General features: G+C 40.2%; 19 protein-coding genes. 12 read left to right on the forward strand and 7 right to left on the reverse strand.

All coding sequences use genetic code 11. The features are described 5' to 3' along the window. Positions 1-2: 2 nt before the first annotated feature. The 5 genes from FMM05_RS16995 to FMM05_RS17015 form a co-directional block, all read right to left on the reverse strand. Positions 3-242: a hypothetical protein gene (locus FMM05_RS16995; RefSeq protein WP_143374619.1), complete on the reverse strand. Its 240-nt coding sequence runs from the start codon at positions 240-242 to the stop codon at positions 3-5. Positions 243-304: 62 nt separating this feature from the next. Continuing rightward, positions 305-628 carry a hypothetical protein gene (locus FMM05_RS17000; RefSeq protein WP_143374620.1) on the reverse strand — a complete coding sequence of 108 codons (324 nt, stop codon included), beginning with the start codon at positions 626-628 and terminating at the stop codon, positions 305-307. 9 nt (positions 629-637) lie between these two features. Beyond that, the gene (locus FMM05_RS17005; RefSeq protein ID WP_143374621.1) at positions 638-916 is read right to left on the reverse strand and encodes a hypothetical protein; all 279 of its coding nucleotides are present in this window, start codon (positions 914-916) and stop codon (positions 638-640) included. A gap of 2 nt (positions 917-918) precedes the next feature. Then, a complete protein-coding gene (locus FMM05_RS17010; protein WP_143374622.1) occupies positions 919-1,215 on the reverse strand; it encodes a hypothetical protein in 297 nt (98 codons plus the stop codon). A gap of 48 nt (positions 1,216-1,263) precedes the next feature. Continuing rightward, positions 1,264-1,752, reverse strand: a complete 489-nt coding sequence (locus FMM05_RS17015; RefSeq protein ID WP_143374623.1) for a hypothetical protein — start codon at positions 1,750-1,752, stop codon at positions 1,264-1,266. Between the two features lie 567 nt (positions 1,753-2,319). Here FMM05_RS17015 and FMM05_RS17020 point away from each other — a divergent pair. From FMM05_RS17020 to FMM05_RS17070, 11 genes are all read left to right on the forward strand, one after another. Further along, complete coding sequence (locus FMM05_RS17020) at positions 2,320-3,342, forward strand: Clp protease ClpP (protein ID WP_143374624.1); 1,023 nt, start codon at positions 2,320-2,322, stop codon at positions 3,340-3,342. Further along, positions 3,342-4,400, forward strand: coding sequence for a hypothetical protein (locus FMM05_RS17025; RefSeq protein WP_143374625.1), 1,059 nt, complete (start codon positions 3,342-3,344; stop codon positions 4,398-4,400). Before FMM05_RS17020 ends, FMM05_RS17025 begins: the two co-directional genes overlap by 1 nt. A gap of 179 nt (positions 4,401-4,579) precedes the next feature. Continuing rightward, the gene (locus FMM05_RS17030) at positions 4,580-5,194 is read left to right on the forward strand and encodes a hypothetical protein (RefSeq protein WP_185965617.1); all 615 of its coding nucleotides are present in this window, start codon (positions 4,580-4,582) and stop codon (positions 5,192-5,194) included. Positions 5,195-5,197: 3 nt separating this feature from the next. Then, positions 5,198-5,662 carry a hypothetical protein gene (locus FMM05_RS17035; RefSeq protein WP_143374626.1) on the forward strand — a complete coding sequence of 155 codons (465 nt, stop codon included), beginning with the start codon at positions 5,198-5,200 and terminating at the stop codon, positions 5,660-5,662. After that, the gene (locus FMM05_RS17040) at positions 5,662-6,819 is read left to right on the forward strand and encodes a hypothetical protein (protein WP_143374627.1); all 1,158 of its coding nucleotides are present in this window, start codon (positions 5,662-5,664) and stop codon (positions 6,817-6,819) included. Before FMM05_RS17035 ends, FMM05_RS17040 begins: the two co-directional genes overlap by 1 nt. Further along, on the forward strand, positions 6,794-7,288 hold the full coding sequence (locus FMM05_RS17045; protein ID WP_143374628.1) for a DUF6712 family protein: 495 nt from the start codon (positions 6,794-6,796) through the stop codon (positions 7,286-7,288). The genes FMM05_RS17040 and FMM05_RS17045 overlap by 26 nt, the downstream gene beginning before the upstream one ends. Positions 7,289-7,291: 3 nt before the next feature. Beyond that, entirely contained in the window at positions 7,292-10,753 is a 3,462-nt protein-coding gene (locus tag FMM05_RS17050) for a hypothetical protein (protein ID WP_143374629.1), read from the forward strand. A 37-nt stretch (positions 10,754-10,790) separates the two neighbouring features. Then, positions 10,791-11,216 (forward strand): phage holin family protein, encoded by a 426-nt coding sequence (locus FMM05_RS17055; RefSeq protein WP_185965618.1) that lies wholly within the window; start codon positions 10,791-10,793, stop codon positions 11,214-11,216. A 4-nt stretch (positions 11,217-11,220) separates the two neighbouring features. After that, positions 11,221-11,766, forward strand: coding sequence for a C40 family peptidase (locus FMM05_RS17060; RefSeq protein WP_221932286.1), 546 nt, complete (start codon positions 11,221-11,223; stop codon positions 11,764-11,766). A 1-nt stretch (position 11,767) separates the two neighbouring features. After that, positions 11,768-12,247 carry a hypothetical protein gene (locus FMM05_RS17065; RefSeq protein ID WP_143374631.1) on the forward strand — a complete coding sequence of 160 codons (480 nt, stop codon included), beginning with the start codon at positions 11,768-11,770 and terminating at the stop codon, positions 12,245-12,247. 84 nt (positions 12,248-12,331) lie between these two features. Next, entirely contained in the window at positions 12,332-13,414 is a 1,083-nt protein-coding gene (locus FMM05_RS17070; protein ID WP_143374632.1) for an acyltransferase family protein, read from the forward strand. 3 nt (positions 13,415-13,417) lie between these two features. On the opposite strand, the gene recO is transcribed toward FMM05_RS17070, so the two are convergent. Beyond that, on the reverse strand, positions 13,418-14,131 hold the full coding sequence (recO, locus tag FMM05_RS17075; RefSeq protein WP_143374633.1) for a DNA repair protein RecO: 714 nt from the start codon (positions 14,129-14,131) through the stop codon (positions 13,418-13,420). Between the two features lie 107 nt (positions 14,132-14,238). Continuing rightward, on the reverse strand, positions 14,239-16,533 hold the full coding sequence (porZ, locus tag FMM05_RS17080) for a type IX secretion system anionic LPS delivery protein PorZ (protein ID WP_143374634.1): 2,295 nt from the start codon (positions 16,531-16,533) through the stop codon (positions 14,239-14,241). Between the two features lie 352 nt (positions 16,534-16,885). On the opposite strand from porZ, the gene amaB reads away from it, so the two are divergent. Then, positions 16,886-18,433, forward strand: coding sequence for an L-piperidine-6-carboxylate dehydrogenase (gene amaB, locus FMM05_RS17085; protein WP_143374635.1), 1,548 nt, complete (start codon positions 16,886-16,888; stop codon positions 18,431-18,433). Positions 18,434-18,588 lie beyond the last annotated feature (155 nt).

Genomic DNA, 18,588 nt, shown 5'->3' on the forward strand with positions numbered 1-18,588 from the left:
CCTTAACTCCAATACTCACGTAAGTTACGGCCTATATCGGGCTTGTCTTCTTTATGAGCGTCGATATGGTGTTGTGGCTTGTCTTCAGATATAGCTTCTTCTAAATATTCATGATAATCCTGTATTTGGTTTATCATTGCCTTATGTGCCTTTACGTAAATATTATTTTTATAAGGCACCTTGCTTTTCTTAGGTTGCTTTTCTGCTATGGCTGCTTTTCTTTTCGAATTCAGATTTGCCATACTGATAAGCATAACCACTATAATAAATCCAACAGAAAAATAATTAATAAAGTAATTCATAGTTAGTCTTCTTCTTCAGTATATATAAAATTGGCATCCTTAACACTCATTTTATCAAAATGTACATCATAGCCATTTTCGGCTGCCCATACCATATAATCGGCATAGTCCATTTCATTTCTAAGAGTATAATCAGTTTCTTCCTTTTCAAGTTCAACTATCTTTTTTGCAGCGGGGTTAAACCAGGCATATTGCAAAATTATTAAAGCCACAACAATTGTAACTAAGCTACCGCCAATGTAGTATGCATTCTCGTTACCGGAATTTTTAGCCGCCGTTGCCTGTAAGGCTATAATAAGGGGGCTGTTTAGTAATGGATATATCATTAAACTAAATTATTTATCTTCAATAAATATCGATTGGTGCTTCTTATAAGTGTAATTTGTTATATAAAAATGATCAAGGCTAAAGGGTTTTTCTACGTTGCTAACGGCGCCAAAACTGCTCGTTTGTTTTTCGTCAAACGTTTTATGGGCATCAATATAAATGTTAGGTATCTTCTTCGCGACCTTTTTATCCTTTAAAAATGCTTTTTTATAACATATGTAAAGCGTATGTAAAAATATTACAAAAAATAGTGTCCATATAATTTCGCTAATATACTGCTTCATCATATTTAAAGTTTTTCAAAATAAAATGATTTTATAAACTTATGGTGGCGGGTTTCTACTTTATCAAATAGTAAAGGCTTATTATTAATCGCCGCCCATTGAACATATTCTCCATATTCCACTTCATTAAGTAATTCGGCAGAAGCCTCATCCTCCTCCTCATTCCTCTCTTTTTTGCTATCTACAGAAACCACAATTAATCCAACAATGACCATTAAAATGTATGAAACTATAAAAAAGACAATATAAGCTATTGGGATTAGAATTATTAAGCCTATAATTATTGAAGTTTGTTCTGACATTGTGAATTTTTTTCCCCAAATATATAAAAACCCTGTTGATACAAAAATTTATTTTAGGTCAGCAAGCGTAACTGTAACAACTTCTTTAGCATCTCCATTAAAAGTAAAAACCAATGCTTCACCCTGCATATAAGCACTCCAATTATTACTGTATATGTTAGTTTTAACCTCTTTAATAGACACTTTATCAACATCTACAAATATAAGGGATGTAAGAGAGCCGTCGGCCGAATCCCAGCGTTGCAAAAAAATGCCGTTAAAAGCAATGTACAGCCAGTCGGCATAATGCACACGCTCCAGTTGGGGCAGTTCAGGATAGCTTTTAAGGTAAATAGTGTTAGCGCTCTCGCCCGGCAGGCTGCCCGCAAAGCGGCTGTACAGGTTAAAATTACCCTGCTGAAAGAAAATACCCCAGGCGTTAAGCGCGGGCAAATCGGGCAGAACAGTTTTTTGAGGATTTTGCAGCGGTTTCTTTTTAAAAAAGTTAAAGAAAGACATGGTAATGGTATTGGTATGGCAAAGATAGGCGAGCGGCACAAAATAATAGTATAACACTTTCTATATTCGGCTAAAGCCAATCATTCTTACACTAATATCCCCTGACTAAAGTCAGGGGCAACACATAATGTATTTTTAGCAGTGCGGCATGTATTGCCCGTGGCTGAAGCCACGGGTTTAAATTGCACATAAATTGGGCTTTAGCCGAATTGTAGACCCCAACATAACCTTGGTTGAAAATATGCAACAAAAAGCATTTACTGCAAGAGCCACTTCAGTACTACACATCAAAAACCGCCGTAACTTTGCAGCATCAAAAGTCCTCACCCCCGGCCCTCTCCAAAGGAGAGGGGAGACGGAAACGGAAACAGCAGTAAGCGATGTGAGTGTAGCTGTTCCCTCTCCTTCGGAGAGGGTTAGGGTGAGGACAAACACTGCAAGAACCACTTCAGTACTACGCCTCAAAAACCGCCGTAACTTTGCACCATCAAAATAAGGGAACAAGTAGCTACCCCGCTTTAAGACTTTTGACTTCAAACTTTCGATTTTAAGACTCCTCGATTTTTCAAATTACCGAATCACCAAATTTTCAAATCAAAATGAAAAATGACAGGAAACATTTATATCTCCGGCCAGATAGGCACTTTTGACGGCACCCCCGGCGTAGAGCTTGTAGATGTGGTAGGCCAGGTAAAAAAGCAACCTAAAGCTACTGCCTTTAATGTGCACATTAACAGCGAGGGCGGACTGGTAGATGTGGGTTTCGACATCTATCATTACCTAAAAGCCCTTGGCAAGCCCGTTACTACCATAGGCAGCGGTATTGTAGCCAGCATTGCTACCGTGATATTCATGGCAGGAACACAAAGGCAGGTGCGCGAAAACACTCCGTTTATGATTCACCTACCCTGGGGCGGCTCTATGGGCACTGCGGATGAACTGGAGCAGTTTGCCGATCAGCTACGTGCTATAGAAAAAAAGATGGTAGGCTTCTACAAAAAAGCACTAAACGTACAGGAACAGGCCATCATGCCGCTCTTAAAGAACGAAACCTGGCTAACGGGCAATCAGCTCTCCGCCCTTGGATTTACTACCTCGCGGCAGGTTAAAGCCGCAGCTAAAGCTTTCATTAACCCTAACGCACCCATGAGAGGAACGTTTACCGACAAAGACAGGCACTGGATGGAAGGCCTGTTTACCAAAGTATTGGGCAAGTTTAAAAACGCCCACATTTTTAACAAGATCGTACAGGATGCCACCGGTGCAGAGATCGATTTTACCGATTTGCCCGACGATGCGGTAATCGAGGTTGGCGCTATTGCCACTGTAGACGGCGCACCTGCCGAAGGCGAGTACCTGCTGCCCGATGGTTTTACCTATGTCTTTACTGCGGGCGAGCTTACCGAAATTATCGAACCCGAGGAGGATGCACCTGCGGCATCATTAAGGGCCGAGAACAAAAACCTAAAGCGCCAGCTTAACCTTATTAAAAACGAGGTACTGGCACTTAAAAAACAGGTGGGCAGCCGCTACAGCATAGACGGTAAAAAGGTGGCCGCACGCAAGCCCGGCACGACTGACAGGACCAACGGCATGAAGCAATATTTGCAGAATAAAAACAGAAAGTAATGGGAGTTATTAACGCAGATGCATTAACACTAAATGCCCGTGAGGCCGAAACGGTAAGCGAGGTAATTTTTGAAAGGGTTTTTAACGACAGCGACCTTGCCGAATACCACGAGATTGAAACGGGAATAGATGTAAAAACCCAAATTGCTTTTGCCGAAAGGCTTGGCCTTTTAGGTAAAGTTACCCAAGGCTGTACGCCAAACGAGGCGGGTGGCTTTGCCCTGACTGAAAAATTCTGGACACCAGTTATGGAAGATTTTAGGCTTAGGCATTGCCAGACCGATATGCCTGCCCTGCTTAAGCTCTTTAGGAAATCGCAGCGCATTAACCCCGACTTTTTTGATGTAGTGGGCACACAGGAGTTTGGCGTTATCATCTCGGCTGTAGAAACCTCTATGATAGAGAACATTCACCGTAAGGTTTGGTTTAACGATGCCAATGCCCAAACCATTGCAAATGGCGGTGTGTTTACAAACGGTACCGATCTGGGGTATTTTAACTCCTTTAATGGCCTGTTTAAACAGATCTTTACCGAGGTGCCAAGCAACGCCACCAACCGCATTGCCATTACCCAAAATGCCGCCGCTACCTATTCGGCACAGGCATTGCCAGAAGATGTTGCCCTAACCATCTTTGAGAAAATGGTTACCGCAGCCGATGAAAGGCTGGTTAGCGCCGATGATGCTTTTATATTGGCCACACGCTCCCTTGCCGATAACTACCGCGCTACATTGCGTAATAAGAATTTAGGCTCGGGCTTTTTAGAAGTGGTTGAAGAAGGCCGCCCTAAACTGTACTTTGACGGTATTGAGGTTAAAGTGCGTTACGACTGGGACCGTTACATTAAAGAGTATCAAAACAACGGCACTAAATACAACTTGCCGCACCGTGCGGTACTTACCACAAAAAGCAACATCCCGGTTGGTACGCTAAGCGAAGAAGACCTTACCAAACTTGATGTGTTTTACGATAAAACCCTTAAAACAAACATCATGGATGCTGCTTACACCATTGATGCCAAACATTTGGAAAGCTATATGACAGTAGCCGCATATTAGGCTTCGCTATTTGGCTGTAGAGACGCAATGCCTTGCGTCTCACACAATATTGGGTGTAAATTTTACAGGAGACGCAAAGCATTGCGTCTCTACGTCACCCAAAACCTAACAACCGGCAACCATCAACTAACAACCATTTTACCCCAAGAATTCAATTCAAAAAATCAAAACAAAAAAACATGGATTGTACAGGAAATTTAACTGCTGATATTGTATTCGATTGCCTTAACGCACCGGTAGGTGGTATAGAACAAAATGTTGTGCTTATTAATAAAGACGATATAGATGTTACCGCTACTACGGTATCTGCCCTTAACCGCCTTCAGGTAACCAGCATTCAATTAAAAACGGGCAAAACGGGTTATAAGCTAACCGGTATTAAACAGGCCAATGGTAAGGCGTGGGAACTGGTTAAGAAAGAAAATGCCCCCGACAAATTTAAGCACACCTTTAGCGGTGTGATCTTTAGCCCAAGCCTGGAAAATAAAGAACAAGCCGATAAACTTAGCCAGGGCGCTAAATATATTGCTGTTGTAGAACAGGTTTGGAAGGGCGCCAACAATGCCGATGCGTTTGAGGTACTTGGCCTTAACAGCGGCCTTGAGCTTACTACCATGACTAACAGCTCTAAAGAAAATGACAACATGATCATGTTCGAACTTTCATCTGCCGATGGTTTTGAAGAAACCACCATGCCTAAAACCTATTACTGGACACCGGTAGCCCCAGAGCTTCCTGCAGCAGGCTATACCGAAAGGAAAACGTTGTTTGACAACTGCTTTACAGAGGCATAACTTATGGATTTTTCCACTATGGATATCAGCACCCTCACCCGTTCTGTAACGGGCGAGGGGGTGCGATACCTGGAGCTGTTCCTTAAGGAATATACCTCCCTGTTTCCGGGGCCGGTAAATCCCTCCTGCCCTACCTGCCTGCATAACTACCTAACGGCTTATAAACAACATTATAATACCATGCAAAATACCTGCAAGTATAGGCTGCACGCCAAGTACGAAAACATACCGTTGGAGTTTGGGTCGGCCATACTGGTTAATAACCTCAACATAACCGATGCCCATGCTCAAAATCTGTTGCAACAGCCTAACGGTGAACGCTTTTTTGCCCAGCTGCCCACTAAAGAAGAACCTATCTCAGAAAAAATAAAAACCCTTAAAAAAGTGGTTAAGAGAGCCGCGAAAGCTAAAAAAAAAGACCCTGAAGATTTAAGTCCGCCTGATATTCCCAACACCGCACCAGCTTAATGAAAACCCTCTTAATAGACGTGTGGAAACGCCTTACACCGTGGAGCAAAACCACTGATGTGTATGCTAATGACATAGACAATGCCTACCCCGAGCGTATGGACCGGCTGATAAATAACAGCGTAACGGCCAAGAGTGCTGCCGCTATAATGGTGCAGTACCTCATCGGCAAAGGTTACGGTGCAGATGCAGATGGCATTATCATCAACAAAGAAAAAAACCTGAAGCTGATTGATTTTGCCGACGACGTAGCCGATGACCTTGTTAAACAGCGCGGTGTGTTTATTCACATTAACTGGAATGCCCTGTACCAGATAGCCGACTTTAGCGTAATCCCTTATGAGTGGTGCCGCATTGGTAAGAAAGACAGTAACGATTATGCAGGTAAAGTAGCCATCAGTAAAGAATGGCTAAAGCCGAAACGCAGCGACATACAACTTATCGACATTTATAATCCCCGCAAAAAAGTAATAGATGCACAGGTAGAAAAAGCCGGTGGGTGGGAGCATTACAAAGGCCAGGTTCTGTTTATCAATATGGATACCAAGCTCATTTACCCGCTTTCGAGAATTGATTCGGTCGCCGAAGACTGCGATAGCGAATCTCAGGCATCGGTCTATAAAAACAGGCTATTGCGTAAAGGCTTCTTTGGTAACACATTGGTGGTTACGCGTCCCCTTGTAGGCGAAGGGTTGGAGCCCGGCAGCCGTGCATTACTGGATGCCGAGAACGAACGGGAAGCTTTCCAGAAAGCCATTAAAGACAGCCTGGGTGCACAAAATACGGGCGGTGTATTATGCCTGGAGATGGATTTTGCCGGCGAAAAGCTGGACGATGCCATCCTGATAAAACAAATAGAAAGCAAAATAGATGACAAGCTGTTTAATTACACCGAGACCAGTGTTCGCGAAAACATACTGGTAGCCTTTAATAACCTGCCTGCAGGATTGGTAAAGACCAATGATTCGGCGCTTTTTGGTAATTCCGGCGAGGCCATTAGAGAGATGAAACGCACCTACTGGGAGAATACCAGTAAAGAGCGCAGCCTGCTAACGGCAGTGCTTAACCAGTTGTTGCAACGTTCACAAGATTTTGCAAGCCTTATTGTTGAACCCTTAAAACTGATAGAAGATGCAGCCCCTGATAACCCGGAATGATATAGCCCGCTACAAGCAAATTGCTAAAACCCCGCATGATGATAAACTCAATGAGCAAATTTTAGACGCACAACTGCTGGATGTTGCCCCGCTCATAGGCGAAAGCCTGTTCAACAAAATTGTTTCATCACCACAGGATCATATAGATTTGTTAGATGGGGGCATTTACGAACATGACGGTATTAGCTATACCAATTATGGCCTTAAAATGGTATTGGCCTACTTTGCTTACGCCCGCTATATTATGTTCTCATCGGCTATAGACACACCGTTCTCAGTAGTCGAAAAACTATCGGACAACAGCAGGCCTGTAGAGGCATCCGCCAGGAAAACCATTTATACTTTAAACAGGCAGGCAGCACAACAGGTTTGGGATAATGTAAGGAACTATCTCATTCGCACCCGCCATCCCGATTATACAAGCTGCACTACAAAACAGGGCAGCTTAAGATTTAAAAAAATAGTATAATACATGATTGTTATAGCTACCGTAAACAGCAGGCGCTTTAAGCTTAATGGCATAGAATACCTAAAAAATTACATAAGCACCTTGCATGGCAACAACATAGAGATATTTAATTGTTACGAGCGCGGTGATGTTTTAGTACAGTCTGCCAATTATAGCGATGTAAAGCTTAACGGTGTAATATATACATCGGCAACAGCATTACAGGCCGCATTATTAGATGTTACCTATTCCCGCATTATGGGATCAGATAGCGAATTCTCAGAACAGGATAACATCGACATTAAAAAAGGCTTTTCTTTTACAGGTAACCTTACCAATACCATAGTCGCCAACCGTGTTAACAACATGCCGTTCTTTACCGTTTCAGATACCCAGTCGGTTTGGGTCATTGCCAATCAGTACCAGGTACAAACAGCACAACCCGGAGACTTTTCAGGTCCCATTTTAGGTTACATCAGTATTGTAAAAACGTTTAAATACAAAATATTCAACAAAGGCAAAGGCACCTATGGTGTGGGTGGGGCAACTACACTAACAGCAGCCGATATAGAACTGGTATACGCTAACGATACTACTATTCAGGATATTGATACTGACGCCGAAACTGATGTTATAGAATATGGAGTGATTGCAGGCCAAAGTATACACGAATGGCTTAACGCACAAACCCCTGCTCTTATAGTACAGCCCCAAAATGAGGGGTACACCCTTTTTAAAGGCATTATAAATGATGTTGAAATTACTTATTTGTGGGTAGGTATTATGGGAACTTATGGTTCGGGCGCATTACAAAGTACTGCAAATGATTTTCAGGAGCTAAGCCAGGAGCAAAATGCAACGCCATACATTCCTAATTTACAGGAAGTGACACAGCAAGGCGCATTAACAGCGATACCTATTATTGTAAATGATATTACTGCCAACACCGTTAACGAATACACAGCGAAAGCTATAAAGCATAAAGGAGCCAATGGCCGCACGCTAAATATAATCCCAACAGAACCCACAGTAAATGGCGTTGAAGCAGTATTGCCTCAAATGGCTGCCAATGATACCTTCGCCATGCAGGGATGGGTAAATGGCCTTACCCTTACTGCTAATCAGGCAGCGCAGGAAGTTTATTTAAAAAATACTGAAGGTACAACGCTTGCTACACTCAACGTTGGCTTTTTAAACAATGAAGGTACCACGTTTAGCTATAATACAAGCACCGGAAATCTCGAACTTAAAAATGATGATGGCGTATTGCTTAGCGCCATACCGGTAAGTTCGTTTGTTAGTAATATTGTAGCATCAGCAGGTTTTAATGCTACAACACCATCATTATTAGAGTTTAAGGATAGTACCAATACGGTACAATTCTCTGTACCGTATACCATAAATAATATTGCGGGGCTGCAGCAGGCATTAGATGCATTAATAATACCCGATGCAACAGAGACAATTAAGGGAAAAGCGAGGATAGCAACCCAAGCCGAAACAAATACAGGCACTGATGACGCTACGATCGTTACCCCTAAAAAAATGGAGGTAAGGGTAACTTCTAAAATAAATGCCATAACGTCTGATACGGTTACACAAACAGCTAATAATAGGTTTTTATCGGTTGGGCCTAACTTACCGGCTCCCGATGCTACCACTAAATTGCAGTATGTAACAAACCCCAATCCTGTTCCCGGAACCGGAGATGCATATAGCTTTTCTCCCGGGTTATTCTTAAAACCTGCAAATGGAATACCGGTATCGCTTACTCAAAACAGCAGGGTATTTGCATCCGCAGACTGGGTGGGTGATGAATTTATTACAGGCTACGGATTACTTTCTCCTAACGATTCATTTTATAGTAAAGTTACCAATGCGTTAGGGTTTAACTCGGTTAACAATGGTATTAACGGCTCGAAAATTTTTAACCACTATAATGGATTGTACCGTACCACCAATAGTGAACTAAGGTTCATTAGTCTTGGTACAAACGATTATGCGAGCTACGGAAGCAACGGCGCAGTTCCGTTTGCCAATATGATGCGGGGATTATTACTTTCAGCATACGGTACAGAAGCTACAAAAGGACAGGCCATGACATTAAGCGGCACCGATTGGGAAAATGACACCCTGTATGGCAATACAACTACCGGAGTTAAAACAACAGTAACAGGAGCCACAGCTACATTTACTCGTAACGGTAGCGCGATCTATGTTACTATAGCTTACACAGGTTCAGGCGCAACTGCATATAGCATAAGTATAGATGGAGTAAACCAAGGGTCGTTTAGTTCTAACGCATATGAGCAGTTTGGAGGCTACCCTTTACCAACAGCCAGCAACTATTACGCCTATACTCATAGATTTGCTGGATTATCGAACGAGACGCATACAATTACCGTAACCAAAACGGGGTCAATTGGTATTTTAAAAGTTATCGGATCCTTATCCAACAACAGCTTAAGGCCCAGCTTTACCTTCGGGGGGCAATCGCAATATGTTTTTGCACCGTGGCGCATGAATGCCTTAGGTTATTCTAATTATTCAGGGATAAATGATACTGTTGTTGAAAGCTATAAAATTGCGCTTAAAGCTACTGTATATGAGTTAGCGAATGACGGGCTTAACATTGAATACTGGGATACGGATGCCGAGGCTAGTCCAAATATAACTAGCTACTCACAAGCTAATGGTATATACCGAACATCCACTGCTCATACATCGATTACTCATTATATTATTAACAGGCTTTCTGTTTATAATCCCAAAAAGAATAGTTACATAGATCAGTTGCCATCAATATTAGCTTCTAAAGCTAACATTGGGGATTTCGTTAATTTGGATGGCTCACAGACCATATCAGGTGTAAAAACTTTTTCAACGTACTTAATCGCGAATGAGATTAGAGGACTTAGCGGTTCTACGGCAAATCCCGTTATTGGTATCGGTGGAAATACTATAGTGTTTAGCAAAAGTTCTACTAACGCAGGACCAATAGTAAACATGTCCCATCCTAATACATCTGGTACACAAGACTTGTTAAATTTTAATAAAGGAGGTCTTGGGTTAGTTGGCGGGGTTACATACGATGGACATTTTTATGGCCAGCCTGCTACTGCATTAAACCATTATATAACGCTTCGCCAGTTAGGCACTACAATAACAATTACAGGCAATGTTATTACGCCGGTTATAGGTAATTCAAAATATATTGCCAATGGGGGTACTATGCTTACCATTCCTCTGCCACTGGACACAAATGCTAATATAGGCGATTTTATTGAGGTGCGCGGACGTAATACTGGCGGCTGGCGATTATCGCAGCCCGAAACTGCCACAGTAGTACATGGAATTACCAATACTACAGCAGGCACAGCAGGTTCTATAAGTTCTACCGCTCAATATGATTCTATCAGGATAGAAAAAATTGCGCCTAATGAATGGGTAATTGTACAATCTGCCGGAACACTTTCAATAGTATGATTATAGCTGCATGAAATATTTCATCATAATATATATCATGAAAATTTTACAATCTTTTTTGTTATCCATTGTCACCTTTTTTTCGCCCGTTCAGGGAATATTAATTGCTGTTGGGGTAACCATTATGGCCGATACCATTACAGGTGTTTACAGGTGTAAAAAACTAAAACAACCCATAGTAAGTAAGCGTTTACGGCAGGTTGCGAACAAAATGGCAGTATATGAAGCCGCTGTAATTCTTTTTTGGCTAATGGATCATTACCTCCTCTCAGAATTTTTTAAAATATGGTTTTCAGTTGATTATTTTTTTACAAAAATAGTTGCACTGGTATTAATTTTTACTGAGATGGTCTCCATAAAAGAAAATATAGAAGAAGCTCATTCTTTTAGTATCGCAGGTATGATACGGACATTACTCAAAAGCGGAAAGGAAATTAAAAACGATGTTAACCAAATAATATAATAAAATGATAGCAGCAAAATATCAATGGGTGGCTCAAATTCCTGACTTGCCTAAAATGGTTGCCGAAGCCTTTAGATTAGGAAAGCTAAACACTACTGAAATACCCGGCGCTAAATCAAACCCTGTTATAATGTCTCTCGCTAAAGAAGCTGAGGTTGCTAATATTTTTACAGGTGATGAGGTTGCGTGGTGTGCCGTAGCGCATACTGTATTAGCGCTGCGAGCAGACAAACCAGTTTTGTTTAAGGGCTATGCCCGCTTAAGAGCGGCATCATTTTTAGAGTTCGGACAAATGATAAGTGTACCCTGTCTTGGCGACACCCTTGTTTTTAAAAGAGAAGGTGGTTACCATGTAGGACTTTACATTGGCGAAGATACTACCCATTACCATGTAGCGGGAGGCAATCAAAGCAATCAATATAATATAACCCGTATAGACAAGAAACGTTTGCTACAGGCACGTAGGCCGTATTATACAACGGGTGTGCCTAAAAGCGTAAAGAGATTATTTTTAAATGCTACTGGTGAGATTTCTAAAAATGAAGTATAGTATGAAATTGATAAAATTATTATTTATTGCTTTGTTACTACAAAGTTGTGGCGCTCGTAAAACAACCAATTTTAAAGAAGAAACGGCATATCAACAAGAGGTACAGGAAAATGTACAAGCCACTAAAGATATTAACCTTAATATGGCAGAACTTACCGAGACAAAAACAGAAAGCGAGTTTTATCTACCAATTGATCCATACTTGCCAATGATAATAACTACCGATAAAGGCAAACAAATTAAAATTGAGAATGGGATTTATAGCCATTCTAATAAAAAGAATATTTCAAAAAAAGATAGTATCATAAATATATCAAGTACTGTAAATAGAAAGATCGAAACCAAAAACGAAAGTAAAACTTTTACTAAAAGTAAAATTACAGATAAGAAATCTTACCCAACCCTAATCTGGACAATATGTATTGTATTTTTTATATTATGGTTTGTTTTTTATAAAAAGGTTATGAAGAATAATTATTAGAGTTTCACTATGCCATTTTTTATATATTTACAAAAATTTAGGAATAACTTTTTCCCTACAATATATATTTAAGCGTTTCCAAAAATGAAAATTAAACTACAGCATTTTAATGAATTAGATGGTGTAAGGGCTATCGCAGCACTTATGGTAATGTTTTTTCATTTTTTTAAAGAATTTACTGCTACCGACAAATTGTTAGTTCTAATCCAAAAAGTTGCTATTTTTGGACAAACCGGAGTGTCACTTTTTTTCGTTCTTTCAGGATTTCTAATAACACGAATTTTAATAAATACTAAAAGCACTCCTAATTTCTTTTATAATTTTTACCTGAGGAGAACAGTAAGAATATTTCCTTTATATTATTTATTCCTAATCATCTACTTTTTTGTTGTTCCTGCTTTAGAGCATACACAAATAGTACCCTTTAATGAGCAAATTTATTTTTGGGTTTATCTCCAAAATATAGGTATGACATTTAACTGGAATCTTTCCGGACCTAATCACTACTGGTCATTAGCTGTAGAAGAACATTTCTACATGATTTGGCCTTTATTGGTTTACTATTTAAGTAAAAAGGGTATTAAAATTGCCATTTTTGGCATTATTATCATGGCTCTAATTACCCGTATATTACTGATAAACAACGGATATGGCGTGTTTTATTTTACCTTTGCACGTGTAGATGAATTAGCGTTAGGTGCTCTTTTAGCCATTTGGGAAATAAATGAAAGGTTGAAGTCAGAAAACTCAAAAAAATTTCTTTTATTAGCATTAACAGCATTAGTACCAACTATATTACTCTGGACTGTAACGGGCGGTAAAGGCCTTGATATAATTCAGATAACCAAATTTATACTTCTCGCGTTGTGCTATTTAGGCCTTATTGGGTGGTTAATCACAGTGAACGAAACCAACATAATAAAGAAATCATTAAAACATAAATGGTTATCCTACACAGGAAAAATCAGCTATGGCTTATATGTTTACCATCCATTGTGTTTTATGTTAATAAAAAGGCATTTACAGCCTGACAATATTTTACTATATTTTGTTTTATGCTTTGTTAGTGCTTTTATTTTAGCATCAATGAGTTATTATCTATTTGAATCTAAATTTTTGCATTTTAAAAAGTATTTCGAGTACAACACGTCTAAACAAACTGTTTAGCCATTAACTAAAAACCTCCTTAAGTACATCGAGCGATTTTGGTTTTCTAAAACCATCAAGGTGTAAAGTGTAGTAGTTTAAAAGAATCTTTAAAAGAGCCTGCCTTTCAGAGATATGAAAAGCTTTGCCGCTATTATCAAGCTTTAAAAGCATAAGCCTGCGAAGCAATTGCGTCTCTTCGGCGGAGAGGCAACTAACCGACTGGTAGGCAACAAATGTGCCTCCGGTCATTTCGAAAAAAGAATATTCCTGCTCTGAACTATCGGGATAAAACCCTAAAAATTTAGAAATTTCTATTAACAGTATAAGATGAAAATTTGCTGCCTCATCATGGCTATCCAGCCAGAGTAATGCAGTTTCTAAAAAATCGTAAAGCGGCTGATTTTTTTCTTCTTCTTTTATGCAGTGATGCAATATTTCTGAAACAAAAAGGGCTATTGTGGTTTTTACAATATCGTTATTAATTGTGTAATAAGGATGCGCCATCCGCACCTCTTTAAAATACTCAAGCGTGCCTTTATTTTTGTGGATAGCCTCAATTTCAATTATATTAAGCGGCCGGAAATAACTGTTTTTCTGGCTGCTTTTTTTTGTAGAAAAGGCATCGCGTACATAATATGATTTTACACCATCGCTCTCGGTATAGCACTTTACTATCAGGCTTTTTTCCTGGTAACGCAGGGCACTTAATACTATGGCTTTTGTTTTTACCTGCACCTTTTTTTAATTATGAATAAAAATTACGAATTGATTAAACGTAATTTAGATGTTTATTAAAGGTAATTCGTAATTCGTAATTCGTAATTCGTAATTCGTAATTCTAGTTAATTCCCCCTTATTATCATCACTTTTTTTACCTTAGTTTCTACCGCATCTTCAGCTGCAATAAAAATCATGTATACGCCAGATGCCACCTTGTATTTACCAAAAGCACGGGTATCCCATAAAACAGTTCCACCTTCAGATGTTGTCTCGTAAACCAGGTTACCCTCAATATCCGTAATTTTTATATTGGCATTGTCAACCAGGCCGCTAATCTTTACGTCACCATCAAACCCGGGGCGCACAGGGTTAGGGTAAACATATACTTTGCTAAGATCATCTGCCGCAGCTGTAGATGTACCTTTGTAAGACACCATACCCCTATCGGTTGCAAAAAACACCTCTCCTGTAGCAGGATCAATCTCCATATCATTAATAGTATTGCTTGGCAACGGCGAATTTTCTTTTGTAAAATGAAAAAGCGTTTTTTGTCCATCTGGCGATACTAAAAAAGCTCCGGCACCCGTGGCAAACCATTTATTATTAGCTCCGTCAACCTCTATATCAAGTATCGTTTGCTCATACATAAGTTCGCTTGCATTTCCCTCTTCATCCACAAAAATTACAGGTGCAGGAGTAAGATCTTCATCAGACACAAACCTCTCAATGCTGGATATAACGCTAAGGCCACGTGCTGTACCTATCCACAGCCTGTTATTATTATCTATAGCAATACTCTTTACATAGTTAGATGCTAATCCAGCTTCTTCTCCAACCACTACGCGCTTATCAAGTTTTTCATTATAGGCTATCAATCCTATCTGGTAACCAGTTATCCATTTAGTGTCATTTTTATCTATAACTAACTGTCCATAGTTTTCCCGAATCAGCTTTGCAGTAGGTATAAAGTCTTCAAAGCTATACGATGTCCAACTTGTGCCGTTTGTTGATAATTTTTTTAAGGGTTTTTTAGTCATAGAGTTCATTACCCATAAATTGCCTTCACTATCATAAGCGGTACCATCTACACGTACACTTGTGGTATTATCAACTTGCTCATGCTCAAACGGGCTGTTACCTTCCCTGTATAAAATTTCGGGTACATCATCTACAACTTTAAGAAGTCCCGAACCATGAGAACTAAAATACGCCTGTTTTTCGTTGGTAGGGTTTACAATAACATCGGTAATAGCAAGCACATCAGCTCCTACCGCTGTTGTAATTTCAGGATAAGAAATAGACTCCCACCCTTCTGCTGTATATTTACTAATTCCGTGCTTTGAGAGATATTCGGGTGTATAATAATAATTATAATATCCAAATACGGCCCATAGGTTATTAGCCGATTTCGCTAACGAAAAAATAGCATTGCGCAATGGCCCGTTTGGTGTAATATTATTAGCGGTAAGTATAGACATATCCATTGCAAATACCCCTTTAGTAGTGGTACCAATATATAAAATACCCCCCACAATACTGGCGCAGGTAAAAGTTTCGGGGGTGTTTTCGGCATCCAGTATATCAGTAATTTGTAACACTTGGTTCAGTTCGCTATACACCACCACTTTTGTAGGGCATGTGGCAACCATATATCCGTTAGAAATTTTAAGGTCGGTAGCGCCCGACGGTAAAAAAGTGAACGGAAAAGGGCTGGTGTTAATCAGCCTAAAAAACCCTCCCTGCGCATCTATTCCAAAAAGATGATCTGCATAGGCTAATATCCCGGTCCAGGAACCGCCAAATTCTTGTGTCCATTGATTGTAGTCGTTAAGGTTTGGGTTGCCAAAGGCTGCTTTCCTTATCCCGAAACCGTCGGTACAGGCATAAATAAAGCCATTATAAACAGCCGTTTGTATAACCGGTATCTCGGCACCGTTAGGCCCTAAATAATAAGTATCTCCAAATTCAAGCGTTGCAAGGTTAAGTAGTGCTACACCAAAATCGCAGGATATATAAGCTATGCCATTATACTCATCAATATGGTTTATCTTCTTTTTGTTAGATGCCACAGTAGCTTCCTGAACGATATCTATCTTAGACACTATTTTGTTATCAGGGTTAATAACCAGTAATAATCCGTTACTGTTTCCTATAAGTGTACGGTTAAAATCTGTACTATGGTATATCGTAGTAATATTTTCAGCCTTAAGCCCATCTACAGATGTTATAGTTTTAAGCTCGCCGTTAATGGTATTTTGCGAAAAAATAGCATTCTCTGATGCGGCAAAAACCTTACTGCTGCTCTGCGCAATATCAACCGTATTATAATAGGAAAAATAACTCCCCCAGGTTTGATCTCCCTGGGCAAAGCATGTAATAGAAAGTAATAAAAAATATAAGGGAAGAAATTGTTTCATTAAGCCAGCTTGTTTGCGCAAATATAGCTAAAACGCAATTATTACTGTTTTTGTATAAAGCACACAAAAATAACTAAATCAGGGATGCAGTTACAATAATTTAGGGATGCAAAATCAAAAAATACGGTTACGATATCATAGAGCCATTTTCAGGAAAACTCTTTAATTTTTTATTCTGTAAGATTATTGTTATTTAGCCTCCCTAACTTAACATAGTTAACAACATTACAATTAAAAATTCATGTAACAAAAACAAAGCCTGACATTTATGCAATTTTAGCCCTCATATCCATACATATAAAAAAAAGCTATATTTGTAAAATATAACAACAAACTACGAAAAAGTTACAAAATGGCAACATTAACCGATACCTTCGGCATACAGGAGGCCCTTACTAAACTGGGCATACAAGATATAAACAACGGCACATCTACCGGTACAGTAAGCTTTGCAAATGGAGAACTTATCGAATCGTACTCTCCAGTAGACGGAACCCTTATAGGCAAAGTAAAAACATCTACCCCAGATGATTACCAGGCCGTAATGGCTAAAGCCGAAGAGGCTTTTAAAACATGGAGGCTGGTACCGGCGCCTAAACGTGGCGAAATCGTTCGCCAAATGGGTAACGAACTTAGAAAGTTTAAAGAGCCGCTTGGTCAGCTTGTATCTTACGAAATGGGCAAAAGCCTACAGGAAGGCCTTGGCGAGGTTCAGGAAATGATAGATATTTGCGACTTTGCCGTGGGTTTATCGCGCCAGCTGTATGGCCTTACCATGCACAGCGAGCGCCCGTTGCACCGCATGTACGAGCAATGGCATCCAATGGGTATTGTCGGCATCATATCGGCGTTTAACTTTCCGGTAGCCGTATGGAGCTGGAATGCTATGCTTGCCTTGGTTTGCGGCGATGTTTTTGTTTGGAAACCAAGCTCTAAAACACCGCTTTGCGCTGTGGCCTGCCAAAATATAATTAAAGACGTGTTAGAGCGCAACAAAATACCCGAGGGTGTTTGCACCCTTGTTACCGGCGAAGCCTGTAACGAACTTATTAATAACGACAAACGCATTCCGCTAATATCATTTACAGGTTCTACCCGCGTAGGCCGCCATGTATCTAAAACTGTGGCAGAGCGTTTTGGTAAAACCATATTAGAACTGGGTGGCAATAATGCCATTATAGTATCTGAGCATGCCGATTTAAGCATGGTGCTTGTAGGTGCCGTTTTTGGTGCCGTAGGTACTGCCGGACAGCGTTGTACAACAACACGCCGACTTATTATTCATGAAAGTATGTACGATAAAACGGTTGCCGTACTTAAAAGCGCTTATGCGCAGCTAAAAATCGGTAACCCGTTAGATAGTAATAACCACGTGGGCCCGCTTATAGATAAAACAGCCGTACAAAGCTTTTTAAACGCCATAGAGAAGGCTAAAGCCGAAGGCGGTACCGTTATTTATGGCGGTGGCGTTACAGAGGGCGAAGGCTACGAAAGTGGCTGCTATGTTAACCCTTGCATTATTGAGGCCAAAAATGATTTTGCAGTGGTGCAGGAAGAAACGTTTGCCCCTATACTTTACCTTATAAAATACAGCACCATAGAAGAGGCTATAGAATTGCAGAATAGTGTGCCGCAAGGCTTATCGTCTTCAATTTTTACAAACAGCATGAGGGAGATGGAACTGTTTTTATCGCAACAGGGATCAGACTGTGGTATTGCCAATGTTAACATTGGTACATCGGGTGCAGAGATTGGTGGGGCTTTTGGTGGCGAAAAAGAAACCGGCGGTGGCCGCGAAAGCGGATCGGATGCATGGAGGGCTTATATGCGCAGGCAAACCAACACTATTAACTACGGCAGCCAGTTACCTTTAGCACAGGGCATCCGTTTCGATTTGTAATTATATCTTACTTGTAAAGTGTTTTTATATAGAGCGGCTTCCAATTGGAAGCCGCTTTTTTTTGTCTTCGCATCAACAAAAAACCGCCAATGTTGCACTGATATACCCATTTTGCCATCTGACAAAAAATCTGCACCTTTATCAAAAATTTCATC

The organism is Flavobacterium zepuense (genome assembly GCF_007097145.1).
Lineage (GTDB): Bacteria > Bacteroidota > Bacteroidia > Flavobacteriales > Flavobacteriaceae > Flavobacterium > Flavobacterium zepuense.

Coding starts and splice junctions, on each gene's coding strand:
- amaB (WP_143374635.1), top strand. CDS start 16,886: ATGGCAACATTAACCGATACCTTCGGCATACAGGAGGCCCTTACTAAA.
- FMM05_RS17065 (WP_143374631.1), top strand. CDS start 11,768: ATGAAATTGATAAAATTATTATTTATTGCTTTGTTACTACAAAGTTGT.
- FMM05_RS17040 (WP_143374627.1), top strand. CDS start 5,662: ATGAAAACCCTCTTAATAGACGTGTGGAAACGCCTTACACCGTGGAGC.
- FMM05_RS17000 (WP_143374620.1), bottom strand. CDS start 628: ATGATATATCCATTACTAAACAGCCCCCTTATTATAGCCTTACAGGCA.
- FMM05_RS17045 (WP_143374628.1), top strand. CDS start 6,794: ATGCAGCCCCTGATAACCCGGAATGATATAGCCCGCTACAAGCAAATT.
- FMM05_RS17035 (WP_143374626.1), top strand. CDS start 5,198: ATGGATTTTTCCACTATGGATATCAGCACCCTCACCCGTTCTGTAACG.
- FMM05_RS17025 (WP_143374625.1), top strand. CDS start 3,342: ATGGGAGTTATTAACGCAGATGCATTAACACTAAATGCCCGTGAGGCC.
- FMM05_RS17030 (WP_185965617.1), top strand. CDS start 4,580: ATGGATTGTACAGGAAATTTAACTGCTGATATTGTATTCGATTGCCTT.
- FMM05_RS17005 (WP_143374621.1), bottom strand. CDS start 916: ATGATGAAGCAGTATATTAGCGAAATTATATGGACACTATTTTTTGTA.
- FMM05_RS17055 (WP_185965618.1), top strand. CDS start 10,791: ATGAAAATTTTACAATCTTTTTTGTTATCCATTGTCACCTTTTTTTCG.
- FMM05_RS17010 (WP_143374622.1), bottom strand. CDS start 1,215: ATGTCAGAACAAACTTCAATAATTATAGGCTTAATAATTCTAATCCCA.
- FMM05_RS17060 (WP_221932286.1), top strand. CDS start 11,221: ATGATAGCAGCAAAATATCAATGGGTGGCTCAAATTCCTGACTTGCCT.
- porZ (WP_143374634.1), bottom strand. CDS start 16,533: ATGAAACAATTTCTTCCCTTATATTTTTTATTACTTTCTATTACATGC.
- FMM05_RS17050 (WP_143374629.1), top strand. CDS start 7,292: ATGATTGTTATAGCTACCGTAAACAGCAGGCGCTTTAAGCTTAATGGC.
- FMM05_RS17070 (WP_143374632.1), top strand. CDS start 12,332: ATGAAAATTAAACTACAGCATTTTAATGAATTAGATGGTGTAAGGGCT.
- FMM05_RS16995 (WP_143374619.1), bottom strand. CDS start 242: ATGGCAAATCTGAATTCGAAAAGAAAAGCAGCCATAGCAGAAAAGCAA.
- FMM05_RS17020 (WP_143374624.1), top strand. CDS start 2,320: ATGACAGGAAACATTTATATCTCCGGCCAGATAGGCACTTTTGACGGC.